The 17981-nt window shown below is 69.1% G+C and carries 12 protein-coding genes; 10 read left to right on the forward strand and 2 right to left on the reverse strand.

Annotated features, from left to right (window positions below; all coding sequences use genetic code 11):
* The first annotated feature begins 214 nt into the window (after positions 1-214).
* From ACWCQ1_RS01570 to ACWCQ1_RS01595, 6 genes are all read left to right on the forward strand, one after another.
* Positions 215-3001 carry a response regulator gene (locus ACWCQ1_RS01570; protein ID WP_358593760.1) on the forward strand — a complete coding sequence of 929 codons (2787 nt, stop codon included), beginning with the start codon at positions 215-217 and terminating at the stop codon, positions 2999-3001.
* 4 nt (positions 3002-3005) lie between these two features.
* Positions 3006-4550 carry a GGDEF domain-containing protein gene (locus ACWCQ1_RS01575; protein ID WP_358593759.1) on the forward strand — a complete coding sequence of 515 codons (1545 nt, stop codon included), beginning with the start codon at positions 3006-3008 and terminating at the stop codon, positions 4548-4550.
* Between the two features lie 285 nt (positions 4551-4835).
* On the forward strand, positions 4836-6530 hold the full coding sequence (locus ACWCQ1_RS01580; RefSeq protein ID WP_451025594.1) for a DUF4012 domain-containing protein: 1695 nt from the start codon (positions 4836-4838) through the stop codon (positions 6528-6530).
* A 315-nt stretch (positions 6531-6845) separates the two neighbouring features.
* Positions 6846-8663: an SDR family NAD(P)-dependent oxidoreductase gene (locus tag ACWCQ1_RS01585; protein ID WP_451025595.1), complete on the forward strand. Its 1818-nt coding sequence runs from the start codon at positions 6846-6848 to the stop codon at positions 8661-8663.
* Positions 8660-9376 (forward strand): sugar transferase, encoded by a 717-nt coding sequence (locus tag ACWCQ1_RS01590; RefSeq protein WP_133040848.1) that lies wholly within the window; start codon positions 8660-8662, stop codon positions 9374-9376. The genes ACWCQ1_RS01585 and ACWCQ1_RS01590 overlap by 4 nt, the downstream gene beginning before the upstream one ends.
* Positions 9369-10532: a DegT/DnrJ/EryC1/StrS family aminotransferase gene (locus tag ACWCQ1_RS01595; RefSeq protein ID WP_451025596.1), complete on the forward strand. Its 1164-nt coding sequence runs from the start codon at positions 9369-9371 to the stop codon at positions 10530-10532. Before ACWCQ1_RS01590 ends, ACWCQ1_RS01595 begins: the two co-directional genes overlap by 8 nt.
* Positions 10533-10590: 58 nt before the next feature.
* Here the strand turns inward: ACWCQ1_RS01595 and ACWCQ1_RS01600 are convergent, their stop codons facing one another.
* The gene (locus ACWCQ1_RS01600) at positions 10591-11208 is read right to left on the reverse strand and encodes an acetyltransferase (RefSeq protein WP_451025597.1); all 618 of its coding nucleotides are present in this window, start codon (positions 11206-11208) and stop codon (positions 10591-10593) included.
* Positions 11205-12512 (reverse strand): glycosyltransferase family 4 protein, encoded by a 1308-nt coding sequence (locus ACWCQ1_RS01605; protein ID WP_451025598.1) that lies wholly within the window; start codon positions 12510-12512, stop codon positions 11205-11207. Before ACWCQ1_RS01605 ends, ACWCQ1_RS01600 begins: the two co-directional genes overlap by 4 nt.
* A gap of 88 nt (positions 12513-12600) precedes the next feature.
* On the opposite strand from ACWCQ1_RS01605, the gene ACWCQ1_RS01610 reads away from it, so the two are divergent.
* The 4 genes from ACWCQ1_RS01610 (at position 12601) to ACWCQ1_RS01625 (ending at position 17964) form a co-directional block, all read left to right on the forward strand.
* Positions 12601-12810 (forward strand): hypothetical protein, encoded by a 210-nt coding sequence (locus tag ACWCQ1_RS01610; protein WP_133040852.1) that lies wholly within the window; start codon positions 12601-12603, stop codon positions 12808-12810.
* 251 nt (positions 12811-13061) lie between these two features.
* Complete coding sequence (locus ACWCQ1_RS01615) at positions 13062-15773, forward strand: O-antigen ligase family protein (RefSeq protein ID WP_451025599.1); 2712 nt, start codon at positions 13062-13064, stop codon at positions 15771-15773.
* Positions 15770-16993 carry a glycosyltransferase family 4 protein gene (locus ACWCQ1_RS01620; RefSeq protein WP_451025600.1) on the forward strand — a complete coding sequence of 408 codons (1224 nt, stop codon included), beginning with the start codon at positions 15770-15772 and terminating at the stop codon, positions 16991-16993. The genes ACWCQ1_RS01615 and ACWCQ1_RS01620 overlap by 4 nt, the downstream gene beginning before the upstream one ends.
* Positions 16994-17028: 35 nt before the next feature.
* The gene (locus ACWCQ1_RS01625; RefSeq protein ID WP_451025601.1) at positions 17029-17964 is read left to right on the forward strand and encodes a D-glucuronyl C5-epimerase family protein; all 936 of its coding nucleotides are present in this window, start codon (positions 17029-17031) and stop codon (positions 17962-17964) included.
* The last annotated feature ends 17 nt before the right edge of the window (positions 17965-17981 follow it).

Consider the following 17981-nt stretch of genomic DNA (forward strand, 5'->3'; position numbering starts at 1 on the left):
GTGGCTCGATTTGCGATCTTCCCTCGTTCGTCCTTCGCTTGAAGAGTCCGATGCAACCGCTGGGCAGGTGTCTGACCTTGTGGTTCGGGGTCGTCCACCGTGAGCGGACGCTGCTGACACGTCGCTCGCAGACGCCGCACCGACGAGATCGCGACCGGCCTGTCGGCAGTCCCGGCCGCAGCTTGCGGTCGTGCACGACATGTGGAGGCGGACGATGGAACCCAAGCCCCCGGACGTGCCAGGGCAATACGCGGCCGACGACGAGGAGCGGTTTCGGATTCTGGTGAAGAACTCCGCGGACATGGTCTACCGGCGCACGGTCCCGGGCGTCTACCAGGAGGTTTCCGCGGCGGCGTCGGCGTTGTTCGGGCGGCCGCCGGAGGAGATCGTGGGAACGACGGTTGCATCCTGGGTGCATCCGGGCGACGTGGAGGAGTTCGAGTGGGCTGAGCGGGATCTGCTGCGCGACGGCCGGGTGGTGGTGTGTCTGCGGCTGCGCCGCGCCGACGGGCATTGGGTATGGACCGAGACGACATCCTGGGTGGTGCGGGACGCCTCGGGCGAGCCCCTCGAAGTGCGCGGGTTCGTCCGTGAGGCGGAGGGCCAGCGGCGCAGGGAGGAAGCCCTGCGGTTGTTGCAGGAGCAGGCCCGCTCGGTCATCGAGACCGCCCGGGACGCCTTCGTCTCCATCGACGAGGACGGCTTGGTCATCGACTGGAACCACAGTGCCGAGCGGTTGTTCGGGTTCAACCATCGCGAGGTGATGGGGCGTCCGCTGAGCGAGACGATTCTCCCTGAGCGGTACCGCGCTGCGCACATCGCAGGCCTGAAGCGGGTGCTGGCCGGCGGTGAGTCTCATGTGCAGGGCCGCCGCATCGAGCTCAGCGCCCTGCACCACGACGGCCACGAGATCCCGGTCGAACTGACGGTGTGGAGGATGAAGTCGGCGAAGGCGCGCTGTTTCAATGCTTTCGTCCGTGACATCAGCGAGCGCAAGTATGCCGAAGCCGCCCTGGCGGAGGCGCGCGACCAGGCGATCGCCGCGTCCCAGGCGAAGTCTCAGTTCGTCGCCTCCATGAGCCATGAGATCCGTACCCCCATGAATGGCGTCATCGGGCTGAGCGACCTGCTGCTGGGGACCACGCTGGATGCCGATCAGCGCCGCTATGCCGAGGGCATTCAGGCCGCCGGCTCGGCGTTGCTGTCGCTCATCAACGACATCCTGGACTTCTCCAAGCTGGAGGCCGGCAAGATCCAACTGGACAGCGTCGCCTTCAGCCCCCAGGCACTGGTGGAAGAGGTCGTCTCGCTGGTGGCGCAGACCGCCCAGGCCCAGGGCCTGGAACTGCTGAGCGACTGCCATCCCGAACTGCCCGCGACGGTGCTCGGAGATGCCGGCCGACTGCGGCAGATACTGCTCAACCTGGCATCCAACGCGGTGAAGTTCACCGAGGCCGGCGAGGTCGTACTCAGCGTCCGCCCGGACCGGCCCCGGTCATCCGCGGGGCACGTGCCATGGCTGCGCTTCGAGGTGGCCGACACCGGCATCGGCATCGCCGAGGCCGATCAGGAGCGGATGTTCGATGCCTTCTCCCAGGCCGATGCCTCAACCACCCGCCGCTACGGAGGCACCGGTCTTGGCCTGGCCATCTGCCGCAGGCTCACCGAGGCGATGGGCGGTTCCATCGGCGTCAGCAGCCGGCCCGGCCAGGGCAGCAACTTCTTCTTCGACGTGCCCGTGCGCACACCGGACACCCCCGAACCGTCCCCGGCCCCTCTGGACCCCGGCACGCTTCGCGGGCTGCGGGTCCTGGTCGTCGATGACAACGACACCAACAGGCTGATCCTTGATGCTCAGCTACGCCGATGGCACATGCAGCCGACTACTGTCTCCAGCGGCCCCCAGGCTCTGGTGGCCCTGCATGAATCAGCGGCTGCGGGCCGCCCCTTCACCCTGGCTCTCCTGGACATGCACATGCCTGGCATGGACGGCCTGGAACTGGCCCGCCGGATCACCACCGATCGGACCTTCGCCCGTGTGCGGCTGATGTTGCTCACCTCCGGCGCCCAACTGCCCGTTGCCGAACTGCAGGCTGCCGGCATCGCACGCAGTCTGGCCAAGCCCGTCCAGCAGTCCCAGCTCATGGATGCCCTGGTCGAACTCACCACTCGGACACTTCCCGTGACGACCGCAGCAGCGGCGCCCGCTCCCACCACTCCTCGGCCACCCCGGCGCGGTCATGTGCTGCTGGTCGAGGACAACGAGATCAACCAGATGGTGGCCCAGGGCATGCTCGCCCGCCTCGGCTACAGCACGGATACCGCTGCCGACGGCATCGAAGCCCTGCGGATGGCCGAGGAACACACCTACCAGGCTGTGTTGATGGACTGTCAGATGCCCCGGATGGATGGCTACGCCGCCACCCGGGAACTGCGCCGCCGCGAAGCACGGGGAGACCCGCACCTGCCGGTGGTCGCGATGACCGCCAGCGCTCTCGCCGAGGACCGCGAGAGATGCCTGGCCGCGGGCATGGACGACTACGTCTCCAAACCCGTCGCTGCCGACGAGCTGGAAAAAACCCTCGCCCGCTGGGTCGACCCGGCTGACCAGCAGACAGACGACGAGGCGCCGCGCGACTCCATCGAGCGGCGGCTGAACGAACTGCGCGGCGCCGGCTCCCCGGCCGAGAACGAACTGGTGGACCGGCTGGTGGACCACTTCCTCGTCCGCGCCCCGGAGATGACCAGCGCACTCTTCCACGCACTGGACCGCCACGACAGCGAGGAAATCGCAGAGGTGGCACACAGTCTCAGAGGCGCTGCCGGCAACATCGGAGCCCAGGGGCTCGCCGAGTGCTGCACAGAGGTGGAACAGTACGCCGAGGCCGGAGACCCGGCCCCGCTGACTCAGGCCGCCCCCCGCCTTCAGGAGGAGCTCGACCGAGCCTGCCGCACCCTGGAGACGCTCCGCTCCCGTCCTCGCCGACGCGGACCTGGATGAGGACGTGGTCAAGGTTCAGGCCGGGCTGCTCGCCGGCCGCGAGGCTGCGGCCTGGACGTACGCGGCAACAGGGACCGCAGTGATCGTCACCTTCCTGCTCACCTCCTCCTCGGCGCGTTACATGCTGGCCGTGCTGATATCTGCCTCGGTCGTCGTCGCGATCCTGGTGGGCGTGGCCAGGAACAGGCCGCCGTCGGCCCTTCCGTGGTACCTGTTCGCGGCAGCCATGGCACCGTACGCGGTGGCGGACACGATCTGGGGTCTCTACCAGGTCCGCGGCGCCGACGTTCCGTTCCCCGGCGTGGCCGACCTGCTCTACCTCGGCAGCTACGTGTTGTTCACCGCCGGTCTGGTGATCATGGCCCGGAAGCACGTGGGCCGGCTGCACTGGGCGGGGCTGCTGGACGCGGGGATCGTCACCTTGGGATTCGCCACTCTGGCATGGGCGTTCATCATCGCTCCCTACCTGCGCAGCCGGCTTGCCGCGTGGCCGATGGCGGTGTCCATCGCCTATCCCGTCACCGACCTGGTGCTGTTGTCCCTGGCCGCGTGGCTGATGTTCACGACCGGCACGCGCACACCGTCGTTCCTGATGTGCATCGGATGGCTGCTCGTCCTGCTCGCCTCCGACGGCCTCTACTACGGGACCGAGGCGACGCATGGGACCGCGCTCGCGGAGAACGTGTCCGAAGTGGGGTGGATGGTCTCGTCCCTCCTCCTGGGGTCGGCGGCGCTGCACTCCTCCGTCGCTCGACCGCCGCAACTCGCCGAGCCCCAGGAGAGGATGCCCCGGCGGCGACTCTCGATCCTGATCGCGCTCATCCTGATGGGGCCGTTGATCGTGCTCGCCGACGTCGGTGGCATTCGGGATCAGCCGATGCATGTCACCGTGATCGTCGGCATGATGGCGGGTCTGTCGCTGCTGCTGGTGCTGCGCATCGCGTTCCTGGTCCAGTACGTCCAGGAGACGGCCACTGCGGCGAGCACGCGAGCCTTGGCCCTCACCGTCTCGCTGCAGGAGCAGGCGGAGCTCCAGAAGCTTTTGAGTCATCAGGCGACCCACGACCCGTTGACGGGTCTGGCCAATCGAGCGCTCCTGAACGAACGTCTGGAGACCGCCCTCGAGCACTGCTCCACCACTGCCTGCGCAGGACTGCTGATGCTCGATCTCGACGGGTTCAAGGACGTCAACGACACGCTGGGACACTCGGTCGGAGACGAACTGCTGGTGGACATCGCACGGCGGCTGACGGGCAGGGTCCGCGAGCAGGACCTGGTGGCCAGACTCGGCGGCGACGAGTTCGCGCTCCTGGTGGAAGGCGTGGACGAGAGCACGCTGCACGAATACACCGCGCGCATTCTCGACTCCGTCACAGCCCCCTTCACTCTCGCCCACGGCCATTCGGTGCAGGTGACGACGAGCATCGGAGTGAGGAGCGTCAGCAGACCGATCACGCCTGCAGAAGCACTGCGGGACGCCGACACGGCCCTCTACAGAGCCAAGACGGCAGGCAAGAACCAAGCCGCGTTCTTCGAATCCACGCAGTAGTCACGAGTCAACCTGATAGGCCGTTCGGACCGACTTTCTCGCCATGTGGCGCGGTGAAGTGTGCAACGGCCTCCGTGCCTGTCATTACTGATCCAATCCAAATGCTTGGTTCCGGTGGACCCTTCGATTCATGGGTAGGCAATGAAGGCAGGGAAGGCAGGGGAGGCAGGAAAGGATCCGGGACGCAGCCGGAAGGGCGCTGTGGCGAGGGCGTGGGCATCCGCGGCCGTGATGCTACGACGCCGCCAGCGAACCTTCCTCTGGGGCGCCGGAGCTGTCGGTCTGGTGTCCGCCGCGTCGGCCGGCTTCCTGGTGTGGGAGGTCCGCGCGGTACAGAGCAATCTTGCCGCGGCTCAGGTGGCCACTGACCGACTGCAATCGGAGATGGCCGCTCATCGTCAGCCCTCGGCCGAGATGCTGGGCGACATCCGGAAACACACGGCGGCCGCCCGGAGCGCGGCCGGCACGCCGGTGTGGAGCGCAGCCGCGAGCCTTCCACTGGTGGGCCCCCCGCTCCGTTCTGCCCGGGGGCTGAGTGTCGCCGCCGACGAGATGGTCACCGGGGTGCTGCCGGAGGCTGTGCGACTGCAGCAGATGCTCGCGTCCGGCCAGATGATGCACCAGGGGCGCGTCGACCTCCGCCGACTTTCGGCTGTCACGGACCTGCTGGGGGGCGTGCACCGTCAACTGGCCGGAGTCCGGACGACGTTGAATGGCCTGCCCGGCTCGACGATGGTCAGCCGCCTCGACCTGGCACGGCAGCGGCTGTCCGACCGGGTGACGCGCTTTTCCGACTCGGTCTCGGAGGCGGAGTCGACGACGCGGCTGCTGATGCCTGTTCTGGGGGGCACGGCGCCACGCTCCTACTTTCTTGCCTTCCAGAACAATGCCGAGGCCCGGGGCACCGGTGGCCTCGTAGGCGCCTTCGGTATCCTGACCGTCGACCGTGGTGGCATCACTTTGCACGACTTCGCGTCGGATGACACGCTGCCGCGTACCACCACCCCGGTGGCGAACTTCGGACCGGCGTTCGACCGCCGGTACAGCGGTACCGAGAGTACCCAGGGGCTGGCCAATTCCAATCTGTCCGCTCATTTTCCGTATGCGGCGCAGATCTGGGTGGGCCTGTGGCAGCGACTTACGGGGCAACGTCTCGATGGGGCCATCGCAACCGATCCTGTAGGACTCGCCCGTGTCCTCAAAGCCACAGGCCCGGTCCGACTTCCGGACGGAAAGCAGCTGACGGCGGAGAACACAGTGGAGCTCACCGAGAGCACCCTTTACGCGTCGTACAGCAACATCGAGCGAAAACGTTTCCTGGTACAGGTCGCGCAGTCAGTCGCGGCTGCCTTGCTGCGCCATGGGCACGATTCGGTGGCCCTCGTCCACGCACTGGGGCAGAACGCCGGCGATGGCCGACTACGTGTGTGGAGCAGGGACGCCGCCACCGAGTCGGCACTCGAAAAAGCCGGGTTGGCCGGCGACGTCCCCGAGAGAACAGGGCCCTTCGCCTACCTTGTGGTCAACAATTCCGCGGGCAATAAAATGGACTACTACCTGGGGCGGTCGCTGGCCTACGAGCTAGGTCCTTGCGAGGGCGGTACCCGTTCCAGCGTGGTGCGGATCAGACTGACGAACGGCGCTCCCGCTGTGGGCCTGCCTCCCCTCGTCGCTCTCCGTTCCGACGATCCCCGGCACTCACATCCCCCGGGATCCACAAGCATCTGGCTTTCGCTGTACGCCAGTTCCGGTGCTCGGTTCACCGGTGCGACGCTGGACGGGCGGCGACTTCTGCTGTCGTCGACCGAGGAGCGAGGTCACCCGGTGCTCGGGACGCAGGTGGAACTTTTGCCGGGGCAGACGCGAGAAGTGGACGTTCGTCTGCTGGAACCCGCTTCGGATCGGCCCCCCGTGGTGCCCTCGCAGCCGTTGGCACGGCCGCAGATCACCAAGGTGCGTATGCAGCCGTGCGGGAAGTAGCCAAGGGGAGTCGTTCAAGCGTGCGGCGAAATCGGTACCCACGGAAAATCAAGTCCGCGAGATCGCAAGAAACATTCCGATCCACCCAGAAGGACGCGGCAGCGTCCGTGGACATGCCGTCAGTGAAGTGCCGAAATAGGTCTTCGGCAATTGACGTCCTGCTGATCGGGGTTCACCTTGCGTGGGGAATGCGCGGGCAAAGACAAGCTGACAGCGGTTCATCCTGCGGTGCTCCACACCGCACAAAGCCGCGCCCGGCCGGGTGGCTGGTCCGGCGTTGCCGCCCGGTGTCGCCGACCGGCGGTGCAGGCCGCCATGGACGCGGTCGCCTGGACCTGCGGCCTCCTGATGGCAGGCATGACCAGCAGCGGCGCTTCCGACCTGCTCGTCGGACCCGGCGATCTGGTCGTCGGCTGTGCTGTCACGGGGGCAGCAGCGGTGCTGGCCGGGGCCGTGTGCGGGCTCTACTCCGGGCGCTATCAGGCGGAGACCGGCCCGGAACTGAGCGCGGTACTGGTCTCCGCGGGGCTGACCGGGCTCCTTCTGGTGGGTATCGGTCAGGCGGGACTGCCCCTGTTGGGCGACAGGCCGGCCGTGGCCGGACGGGCCGCTCTGGTCGGCGTGCTTGCCATGATCACCGTCAGGGTCGCAGCGGCGACCGTCCGGCGCAGGCCTCGACGGCCCGCGCCGACCGCCATCAAGGTGATCGTGTTCGGCGCGGGCAGTGCCGGAGCGCAACTGGTGCAACGGCTCGTCGGTCAACCTGGCGCGCAGTACCAACCGGTCGCCCTGCTGGATGACGACCCGGCCAAGCGCCGGCTGCGGATCTGTGGGATCCGAGTGCGCGGCGGGCGGGAGCGGCTGGCGGAGGTCGCCGCGGAGACCGGGGCGACGGTCATGGTGATCGCGATCGCCGGCGGGTGCCGGGACGGCCGGGTGATCCGCGAGCTGATCACCCTGGCCGAGTCGGTTGGTCTGGTCACCAAGGTGATTCCGCGCATCGAGGAACTGGTCGCCGGACCGGCGCGGATCGACGACGTCCGCGACCCGCGGATCACCCAGCTGCTGGGTCGCGATCCGGTCCGCCTGGACCTGAAGTCGGCTGCCGCTCAATTCACCGGACGCCGCATCCTCGTCACGGGCGCCGGTGGCTCGATCGGCTCGGAGCTGTGCCGCCAGTTGCACCGTCTGGATCCCGCGTCGCTGGTGATGCTCGACCGGGACGAATCAGCTCTGCACGCGATCCAGCTCGCGCTACACGGCCGTGCGCTGCTCGATTCCGACGAGGTCGTGCTGGCCGACATCAGGGATGCCTCCCGCATCCGCGATGTCTTCGCGCAGGCCCGCCCCGAGATCGTGTTCCATACGGCGGCGGTGAAACATCTGCCGCTGCTCGAGCGGTATCCGGCCGAGGCGCTGAAGACGAACGTGACCGGCACGCTGAACGTGCTGCGAGCGGCAGCGGATTGCGGTGTGCGGTCGTTCGTGAACGTCTCCACGGACAAGGCGGCCGACCCGGTGAGCGTCCTCGGCACCTCCAAGCGGATCACCGAGCGGCTCACCGCGCACATGGCCGGCGAGTTTCCGGGGACCTGGGTGTCGGTCAGGTTCGGCAACGTCCTGGGCAGCCGGGGTTCGCTGCTCGGTTCGCTGTCCGCGCAGATCGCCGCGGGCGGCCCCGTCACCGTGACTCATCCGCACGTCGCCCGCTACTTCATGACGGCCACCGAAGCCGTCCAGCTGGTGCTGCAGGCCGTGACGGTCGGGGAGAGCGGCGAGGTCCTCGTCCTCGACATGGGAGACCAGGTCCGCATCGTCGACCTCGCCCGCCGGATGGCCGCCGCAGCGTCAGGGCCCGTGGAGATCGTCTTCACGGGGCTGCGGCCCGGCGAAAAGCTGACCGAGGATCTGCTGGGCGCCGGGGAACGTGACCACCGGCCGAGGCATCCGCTGGTCAGACAGGTGCCGGTGCCCGCACTCGATGCCGCTGAGGTCACCGGCATCGCTCACCTCACCGATCCGGAAGAGGTACGCAACGCGCTGGCGCTCCTCGCCACGGCGATCGGTCCCGAGGAGTCGGCCGACCAGGCCGTGCTGCCCGGCCAGCCCGGAAGAGCGGAGGCCAGCAGGTGACCGCCCCGCCCGTACCGGGCCGGCACCGGGCAGGCCGGGCGATCGCGGAGGCGTCCAACGCGCGGCCCGGCGGCTACCAGGTGCCTCACCGCAGGCCGTACCGCGGCAAGCGACTACTGGACCTGGTCGTGCTCGGCCTGATCATCGTGCCGGCCGCGCTGCTCTGCGCCATCGCCGCGCTGGCGCACCTGCTCGCGCACGGCAGACCCGTCCTGTTCCGGCAGCAGCGCGTCGGCTGCGGCGGCCGTCCGTTCGTCCTGCTGAAACTGCGCACGATGCGGAACGTCCCGGACGGACCGGACACACCGGGTGACACCGATGTCACCCGGGTGACCGCGGTCGGACGGGTATTGCGCCGCACGTCTCTCGACGAGTTGCCCCAGTTGGTCAATGTGCTGCGTGGACAGATGAGCCTGGTCGGGCCCCGGCCGACGCTGCCCTACCAGGTACGCCGGTACACCGATCGTCAGCGGTTGCGGCTGCTGGCCACCCCGGGCCTGACCGGCCTGGCGCAAGTGCACGGGCGGCAGCGGCTGAGCTGGCCGGAGCGCATCGAGTGGGATCTGCGGTACGTCCTGCGCCAGAGCTTCCGGCTCGACCTGGCCATCTTGTTCCTCACCGTCTGGACGGTCCTGGCCGGGGGTGGAGCCACCGCCAGCCACGACAACGATCCGATCGCCCGCAGCCCAGAAAGGATGCTCTCAGGTGCCTGACAGCAACGTACGGATCCGGCTTGCCAGTCCCGACCTCGGCGAGGAGGAGGCGGAGGCGGTACGCAGGGTCCTGTACAGCGGTGTTCTCACCAACGGCGCGGAGAACGAAGCCTTCGCGCAGGAGTTCGCCGACCGGCATCAGGCGCGGTTCGGTGTGACGTTCTGCACCGGCACGGCCGCGCTGCAGGCGATGTTGCTCGCCGAGGGCATCGGTCCCGGCGACGAGGTGATCGTCCCGTCGATGACCTTCGTCGCCACCGCGACATCGGTGTGCCACGTCCGGGCCACCCCGGTGTTCGCCGACATCGATCCCCGGACCTTCAACCTCGACCCGGTATCGGTCGCCGCCCGCATCACCGGGGCCACCCGGGCCGTCATGACCGTGCACTACGCCGGGCAGCCCGGGGACCTCGACGGGCTGGCGCGGGTGTGCGCTGCGGCCGGCGTGCCGTTGCTGGAGGACGCCGCACAGGCGGCCGGCGCCCAGTACCGTGGCAGACCGGTCGGCACCGTCGGCCGGTCGGCCATGTTCAGCTTCACCCCGGCCAAGAACATCACCACTGGTGAGGGTGGCATCGTGCTGACCGACGACCCGGGCGTCGCGGAGCGGCTGAGACTGCTCCGCAACCATGGTCAGACCGGTCTGTACCAGCATGAAAGCCTGGGCTACAACTGGCGGTTGACCGAGATGCAGGCTGCGATCGGCCGGGTGCAGCTGCGCAAGCTGGACGACATCCTCGGGCGCAAACAGCAGATCGTTCGAGCGCTGACCCGGCGGCTGACCGGGCTGCCCGGCCTGACCACGCCCCATCAAGCATCCGACGCCAGGGGCACCTGGGCGCTCTACACCTGCCTGCTTCCCGGCATCCGGGACCAAGTGCTCGCCGACCTGCTGGACCGGGGCATCGAAGCACGGATCTACTTCCCGCCCGTTCATCGGCAGCCGCTCTTCGCCCGGCGGGACGGCGGCACCGGGCTCGCCGCGGAACTGCCGGTGACCGAGGCCGTCGCCCAGGCGATGCTCTCGCTGCCGGTTCATCACCGGCTGACCGAGGCGGAGGTGGCCGAGATCGCTGACGCAGTGAGCACCGCCGTAGAGCGGGCGACCACGGCGGCGAAAGCAACGGACCGGCCGATGCCGGTCGGTGCCCGCTGACCGTGAGCCTGGTCGCGTCGGCGCCGGATGCCCGGGAGCGCTTGATCGAACCGGACGGTCAGAGCTCCCGGGCCCTGGCGGGCACGCCCACGACCACCTGACCCGGTGTGACATCGCGGGTCACCAGTGCCGCGGCGCCGACCATCACGGACGGCCCGATCCGCCGGCCCTGCAGCACGGCGGCGTTGCTGCCCACCGTGGAACCGGCGCCGACGGTCACGTTCCCGGCGATGTTGGCCCCGGGAAGGATCGTCACGAAATCCTCGAGCACCGTGTCGTGACCGATGCTTGCCTGGTAGTTGACCTGGACGTGTGCGCCGATGACGGTGCCGGTGGAGATGAACGCCTGGCCGAGCACAACACAGCCGCGCCCGATCCGTGCGCCGGGGGAGACCACCGCCCGTGGGTCGATCACGGTCGCCGCTCGCATGCCACGATCCTCGAACTCCCTGGCCAGCCTTCGGCGCGCGTCGGCGTCTGCGATCGCCACGACGAACTCGTTGAGCTGTCCGTCGGGCGCGGCCAACTGCCCGGGAATGAGCACCGGACAGCCCTCCACCGCAGCGGCTGCCGGGTGCTCGTCCACGAAGACCACCTCGGGTGCTGCGGCCGTCGCGCGCACCGCGTCCAGCGTCTCCCTGCCGAAGCCGCCCGCGCCCACGATGTGCAGCGTCACGGCCGCACCTCCGTCACCGGCTCCTCGCGCCGCGGCGGTGCCGAGACCGCGTCGAGGAACGCGCCCGCCAGGGCGGTCATGCCGTGATGCCGGTACACCCAGCGGCGGCCGTGCTCACCCATCCGCTTCCGTTCGGACTCGCTCATCCCGGCCAGCCGGGCCAACCCGGCCGCCATGTCCGCCGGTGATTCGGCGGGCACGCACACGCCGCCGCCGGACTCGCGTACCGGGCCGCCGGGCGCGTTGCTCGCGAACAGCACCGGCTTGCCGGACGCCAAGTAGTCGAACAGCTTGTTGCTGCTCAGGCCGTACTTGAAGACCGCCACATCGCGCAGGCAGAACAGCGTCACGTCCAGCTCGGCCAGCACGGCCGGCACGGCCCGTTTCGGCACCGGTGGCCAGAACAGCACGTTGTCCAGGCCGTGCCGGTGCGCGAGCTCCTGGCACGCGGCCTTCTCCTGGCCATCGCCGACCAGCACCACAGCGACCCGCGGATGGCCGGCGGTCCGCAACTCCGCCGCGGCCGCGACAATGGTCGCCACCCCGTTGGCCGGACCGTGCGAGCCGATGTAGCCGGCGGTGAGAAAGCCATCCTTGCGCAAGCGGCTGATCCGGTCGATCAGGTCGGCGGCCTGGTCCGCGGAGTCCGCACCGTCCAGGCCGGCAGGCAGGCTCGGATTCCCCGGCGGCGGGAGGTCGGGGATCCCGTTCGGCACATATTTGATCTTGTCGGCTGGGACGCCGCGGGCCTGTAGGTAGTCGGAGGCCCCGGGCAGGAGGCAGATGACTGCGGAGGCCTGCCGGCAGCAGAGGGACTCGGCCAGCCGGAGCAGCCGGGCAGGCAGCCCGTTCGCGCGCAGCGCGCCCATGTCGATCAGGGTCTGCGGCCACAGGTCGCGCACCTCGAAGACAAAGCGCGCGCGGCGAGCGCGGGCCGCCAGCCAGGCGGCGAGCACCGCGGGCAGGTGCACTGAGGAGCCGACGATCACGTCCGGCCGGTTCAGGCCAAGCTGGACCGAGAGCACCCGGGCCGCGTAGTGGAGCATGTTCAACACGCGGCGGTGTCCGTTGCCGGTGTACGGCGGCGTGCGGACCCAGACGAAGCGGACACCGTCGATGGTCCGGTCGGCCACCTTCTCGCCGGGCGCGAGCCGCTCCTCGCGCCTGCTGAAATGGCTGAAGCTGCTGGCGAAGACGGTGACCTCGTGCCCCTTCGCCGCCAGCACCCGTCCCAGCTCGTAATGCCGGGTGCCGGCGGCGCAGTCAGGCGGCGCCGCGTAGTGGTTGAAGATCCAGATCCTCATGTCCTCACCTCCGCCGAAGCCGCCCTGTCGTAGTCGACGGCGTGCTGAGCAACAGGCTCGTCGCGGCCCATGACGCGTCGAAGAAGGAATGGGACAGCGGGTGGTCGTGGTGCCGGCCGGTGCGCACGATCAGGTGTTCGTCGCCGCGCCGGGTGAGCTGCCACGCGATCGGCGCAAGCTTGACGAATGGCAGACGTGCTCCGACCACACTGAACACTTTCACAACGGCGTTCCCCTGTCCGGCCGGGTCGTCCAGGCCGGAACAGCCCTGACCGGCGTCTGTTTACGCCGGCGGTGACCGGCTCGACGCCGAGAAACGCTACTACTCTGTGTGCTCAATTTGCCACTTTGAGTTACTTGTGCCGCTACATTGTGCGCGTGCCGAGGTGGTGACGACATCCGCCGTTCCTGCGGTACCGATCCCTTCTCACGACTCCGGAGGCCGTTTTCGTGGTGCAGTCGATCATGAAAGGCCTCCGCGTCCGACTGCCGGGAGTGAGCCCGGCCGCCATCGGAGGCTCACTGGCCGCGCGACTGCTCGCCACGGCGATGAGCTTCGCGGCGGGCGTCATCGCGGCGCGGGACCTGGGGGTGCACGGCCGGGCCACGTTCGCGGTCATGATCTCGGTCCCCACTGTGCTGAGCATCGTCACGGTCCTGGGCATGGACAACGCCAACGCCCGGTTCGCCGGAACCTCGCACACCGCGTACCGTCAGATCGTCCGGTGGAGCGTGGCGTTCTCCCTGGTTCCAGGTTCGGCACTGGCGGGGCTGTGGCTGCTGTTCGGTCATCTCTTGCCGGTCGTGCTGCTCGGTGTGCCGTTCCGGCTTGCTCTGGTCGCGGCCACCATGTGCCCGGTGACCCTGCTGACCACGCTGCTCGGCACGGCCGAGATCGGCCGCGGCCGGGTCAGGACGTACAACCTCGCGAGCACCGTCCCCGCGGCCTGCCACCTTGTCGGAGTCTGCGGCCTGTTCGCCGCAAGATCACTGACCCCCACCAGTTGCTTCCTGTCCGCGCTTGCCGGGCAACTGCTCTGCGCCGGGGTGCTGCTGATCGCGAGCACGGCCCGGGTCCACGACGATGGTGAACGGGTGTCCGCCCGGACCTTCGGCAGCTTCGCCCTCAGGGCCTATCTCCCGAATCTCATCCACTACGGAATGCTGCGTCTCGATGTGCCGGTGATCCAGTTGCTCGCCGGGACGACGGCCGTGGCCATGTACGCCGTGGCACTGCCCGTGGCCGAGGCGATGTTCCTGCTTCCGACGGCGGTCGCGCTGGTGATGTTTCCCGCGGTCACGTCGGGTGCCGTCGACGCGCGGGCGGCGGCCAGGATTGCCCGGACCGTGTTCGCTGCCGCCGCCGCGTCGGCCGCCATGGTGGCGGCAGCTGCCCCCGTCCTGATCCCGGCGGTCTACGGGCGGCCGTACTCCGGTGCCGTGCTGGTGATCTGGGCGATGCTCCCGGGTCTTGTGCTGTTCAGCACGGGTCGCTCGCTCCAGGCCTATCTGGCGGCCACCGACCTGCTTCGGCCGGTGATCGCGGCCACCGTGTTCGGTGGGATGGTCAACGTCGCTTTGCTCGGAGTCCTGACCCCCCACCATGCCGCAGTCGGTGCCGGCGTGGCCGACTCGGCCGGATACCTGGTGTTCGCGGTGCTGATCGGCCGGGGTGTGCGGTGGGGCGTCCGTGGCGGCCGGCACCCTCTGGCTCGGCCCGCTGCCGAGGGCGGGCAGCCCGGCCCTGAGCGCGGCCCGGTCGGCCGACTGGTGGCCAAGTGGGGCGGCGGCCGCCGGCAGGCCGCGTATCCGAGGTATGTGAGGTCCATGATGTTCAGGCGAGCCCACCTGGTCGCGGCGGGGTTTGTGACCGCGGCAGGTGTCGGCTACCTCGCGGTGGCGTACGGTCCCGCCGTCAGCCTGGTCGGCGCCGCCGTCGGGCTTGCGGTCATCGTCGTGCCCTGCCTACTGATCCCGGACGCGGGTCTGTATGTGCTCGCAGCCGCGATCCCGCTCTCGCAGTCGGACGTCGGGACATCGCTCATCAGCCCGAGACGGCTGGTCGCCCTGATGCTCGTCTGCCTGCTGGGTCGCCTCGTCGCCGGCACGGGGATCGCGTGGCCGAAGCTGATCGGCGCCCTGATCACCACCGGCACGGTCGGCTATATGGCGGCCGCCAGCGCCCTGGTCGGCGACAGCGGGCCAAAGGGCACCGGAAACTGGCAGTACCTGCTGCTGACGTGCGCGCCGCTGTTGCTTGTACCACTGATCGCCCCACCGGGACCCGCTCTTGACCGGGCGCTCACGGTGTTCTGCTGCGGCAGTGTGATTCTGGCCGTGATCGAAATCGCCCAAGCCGGGTCCATCTTCGCCATGAAGGCGGACCTCACCCCTGCCGACACTGCTGTTCTGGCCATCACCCAAGAGGGCACAGCCAACCACAACGCCGTGGGGGCCCTGCTCGTCATGGCGGCCGCAGTCCTGCTCAGACGCTGCCCGGCCGTCCGGGGGCGCCTGACGCGACTGGCAACCGCCGCCGCGGTCGTCGTGCTCGGCCTGGGGGTTGCTTACTCGCTGAGCCGCGAGGCCTATCTAGCGGGCATCGCGGTGATCGCGCTCTATGCCGCCCGCAGATCACTGCGCGGTGCCCTGGCCCTGGGTGCCGGCGCGGTCTGCATGCTGCCGCTGCTGCCCGCGGCGATCACGGCCCGGTTCGACTCGATCCTCGGCGGCGCCCCGGACGCCAACTCTGCTGTACGGCTCGACCTGTGGAGCAGCGCCCTGCGGATGTTCGAGGCACACCCGGCTTTCGGCGTCGGATACCTGAATTTCGCCGATCAGTTGCCCGCCTATTACCAAGCCACCGGTGATTACGAGGTCATGTTCCTACAGTTCCCGCTCCTGGAATTCGCGCACAACACCTACCTGACCGTGCTCTCGCAGACGGGGCTTGTGGGCGCGCTCGGGATCGGCGCACTTGCCGTGCTCGGCGCCCGCCGGGCCCGGAGTGCGATCCGCTCCGGTGATCCTGCGGGTGAGGCGGCGCTGCTGGCCATGGTCGGAGCCGGGGTCTGCTCGCTGTTCGGCGAAGTCCTGCTGGTGCCCCCTCTGCTGGCCGGCCTGATGCTGATCATTCTGGCTGCGAAGCCGGCTCCGGTCGGCCCATCACGGGGGCCGGCATCAGCACCGGTGCCGGCATCAGCACCGGTGCCGGCATCAGCACCGGTAATGGCGTCGGCGCCTGCGCCGGTGACGCGATGAGTACGTTCGGGAGCGGGAAGCCCCCGCGGCGGCTGCGCATCCTCCAGATCACCTCGACCGCCGTCGGCGGGAGCTGGTTCCACGATCAGGTCCGGGGGCTGGCCGAGCTGGGCCACGAGGTCTGCGCGGTACTGCCCCGCGAAGGCCCGCTCGCCGACCGTCTGCGCAAGGTCGAGGACGTCCGGGTGGAGATCATCGGGTTCGGACTCTCCCGTCGTGTCCGGCAGTTGCCCGGGCTGATGGCCGCGCAGTGGCGGCTGATGAAGTTCGTCAGGGAGTACAAGCCGGATGTCATCCACTCGCATCTGATCATCGCGATGCTCGCGGCACGAGTGGCGTCGTTCGCCCATCGGCCGGCGCTGGTCGTGTCGCAGGTTCCAGGGCTGGTGCATCTACGGATGGCTCCCTTCCGGATCCTGGAATGGCTCTCGCTGCGTCGGGATGACCTGGTGCTCGGGTCGTGCCGGGCGATCGCGCACCGCTACCAGGCCATGGGAGCGCGGTCGGTCGCGGTCAGCTACTACGGCTGCGACGTGCACCGGTTCGATCCGGCAACGCCGCCGGGGCCGTTCCGCCGGGAGTTCGGGCTCGACGGCGACACGCCGGCCATCGGCATGGTCGCCTACATGTATCCGAGCAAGCTGCGAGAGTTCCGCCAGGTCGGCGTCAAGGGGCATGAAGTCTTCATCGACGCCGTCCCGCTGATTCTGCGGCAGAACTCCGACGCCAGGTTCTTCGTGGTCGGCGACGAGCTGGTCGGCGACGGAGAGTACCGGAGAGAGCTGGAACGCCGAGCCGCCCGGCTCGGCGTCGCCGACCGGATCCGGTTCACCGGCTTCCGGTCCGACATCAGCTCGGTCATGGCCGGGCTGGACGTACTGGTGAACCCATCCATGGACGAGTCCGCCTGCTACACCGTGGTGGAGGCGCTGCTCATGCGCAAGGGCGTGGTGGCGACTGAGGTCGGTGGCCTGCCGGACACCGTCCAGCACGGTCGCACCGGCCTGTTGGTCCCACCCGCCGACGCGGCAGCACTGGCACAGGCAGTGAACGCACTGGTCGCCGACCCCGCGGCACGTCTCCGCATGGCCGGCCGCGGCCGCGAACTCGCGCTCCGGCAGTTCGACATCGCCGGGACAGTGAGCCAGGTGGACGAGCTGTACCACCAGGCGCTGGCCGCGCGGGGGCGACGTCGGCCGCTCCGCTGGAGGAAGGCGTGAAGGACAGGACGCGGCCCACAGCAACCCTTGCCGGCATGGTGGGGAAGGCGGTACGGGATCTGCGGCGGCCGAGCTTCCCGGTAGACGTGACGACACCGCCAGGTGACACGCCGACCGACCAACCGGCTAGATACCCGCTCGACCTGCGGCCGATGACCGCCGGGAGCATGCTCGACCACGAGCACGTCGTGGTGACGCGTGCCGCGACCGGCGCCACGTACCGGAACCCGGTCTCGGTCAGCCTGTATGCGCTCGCCCAGCACACCCGCGCGCTCGCCGCCGGACGGTCCCCGGCCACTACGGACGAACGGCCGCCAGGCATCCAGGCTCTGCTGACCCAGGCCGTATGGCTGCGTGCTGCCCAGGACAGCAATGGCGGCTGGCGCTATCCGGTACCGGTGCCGCGGTACGGCGTCCGCCCGGGCTGGTACTCCGCCATGGCTCAGGGCCTGGCGGTGTCCGTGATGCTGCGTGCATACGCCACGACCGGCGAGCGGTCCTTTCTCGATGCGAGCGAGGGTGCGGTGGAACTGATGCTTCGGCCGCTGGAGGCGGGCGGCTGTTCGCACTACGACCAACTGGGGCGCCCTTTTCCCGAGGAGTGCCCGTCGGACCCGGTCAGTCACATTCTCAACGGTGCGGTCTTCGCCCTCTTCGGTCTCTGCGAGCTGAGTGGGCATCAGGGCGGGACTGTCCACGAGCGCGTGGCGGACCGGCTGCGCGACTCGCTGCCCGAGTTCGACCTGGGGTACTGGACCAGATACGACCTGCGGCACCACGCGCCCGCCAGTTTCGCCTACCACTGCCTGCACACCGCTTTGCTGACCGCGGCCGGACGCGCGCTCGCCGACCCGCGATGGCTGGCGGTGGGCACTGCGTGGGACCGCTACACGAGGAGTCCGACCAGGCGGCTGCGAGCAGCGGCGGGCAAGGGCCGTTTCGTACTCAGGGAGCACCGTGCAGGATCATGATCATGTCCCGCTACGGC

The sequence above is a fragment of the Streptomyces sp. NPDC002144 genome (assembly GCF_053593695.1).

Excerpts from the sequence above, each read along its gene's own strand:
- ACWCQ1_RS01570 (WP_358593760.1), top strand. The coding sequence starts at position 215 with ATGGAACCCAAGCCCCCGGACGTGCCAGGGCAATACGCGGCCGACGAC.
- ACWCQ1_RS01585 (WP_451025595.1), top strand. The coding sequence starts at position 6,846 with ATGGACGCGGTCGCCTGGACCTGCGGCCTCCTGATGGCAGGCATGACC.
- ACWCQ1_RS01605 (WP_451025598.1), bottom strand. The coding sequence starts at position 12,512 with ATGAGGATCTGGATCTTCAACCACTACGCGGCGCCGCCTGACTGCGCC.
- ACWCQ1_RS01610 (WP_133040852.1), top strand. The coding sequence starts at position 12,601 with ATGGGACAGCGGGTGGTCGTGGTGCCGGCCGGTGCGCACGATCAGGTG.
- ACWCQ1_RS01615 (WP_451025599.1), top strand. The coding sequence starts at position 13,062 with ATGAGCTTCGCGGCGGGCGTCATCGCGGCGCGGGACCTGGGGGTGCAC.
- ACWCQ1_RS01620 (WP_451025600.1), top strand. The coding sequence starts at position 15,770 with ATGAGTACGTTCGGGAGCGGGAAGCCCCCGCGGCGGCTGCGCATCCTC.
- ACWCQ1_RS01625 (WP_451025601.1), top strand. The coding sequence starts at position 17,029 with ATGGTGGGGAAGGCGGTACGGGATCTGCGGCGGCCGAGCTTCCCGGTA.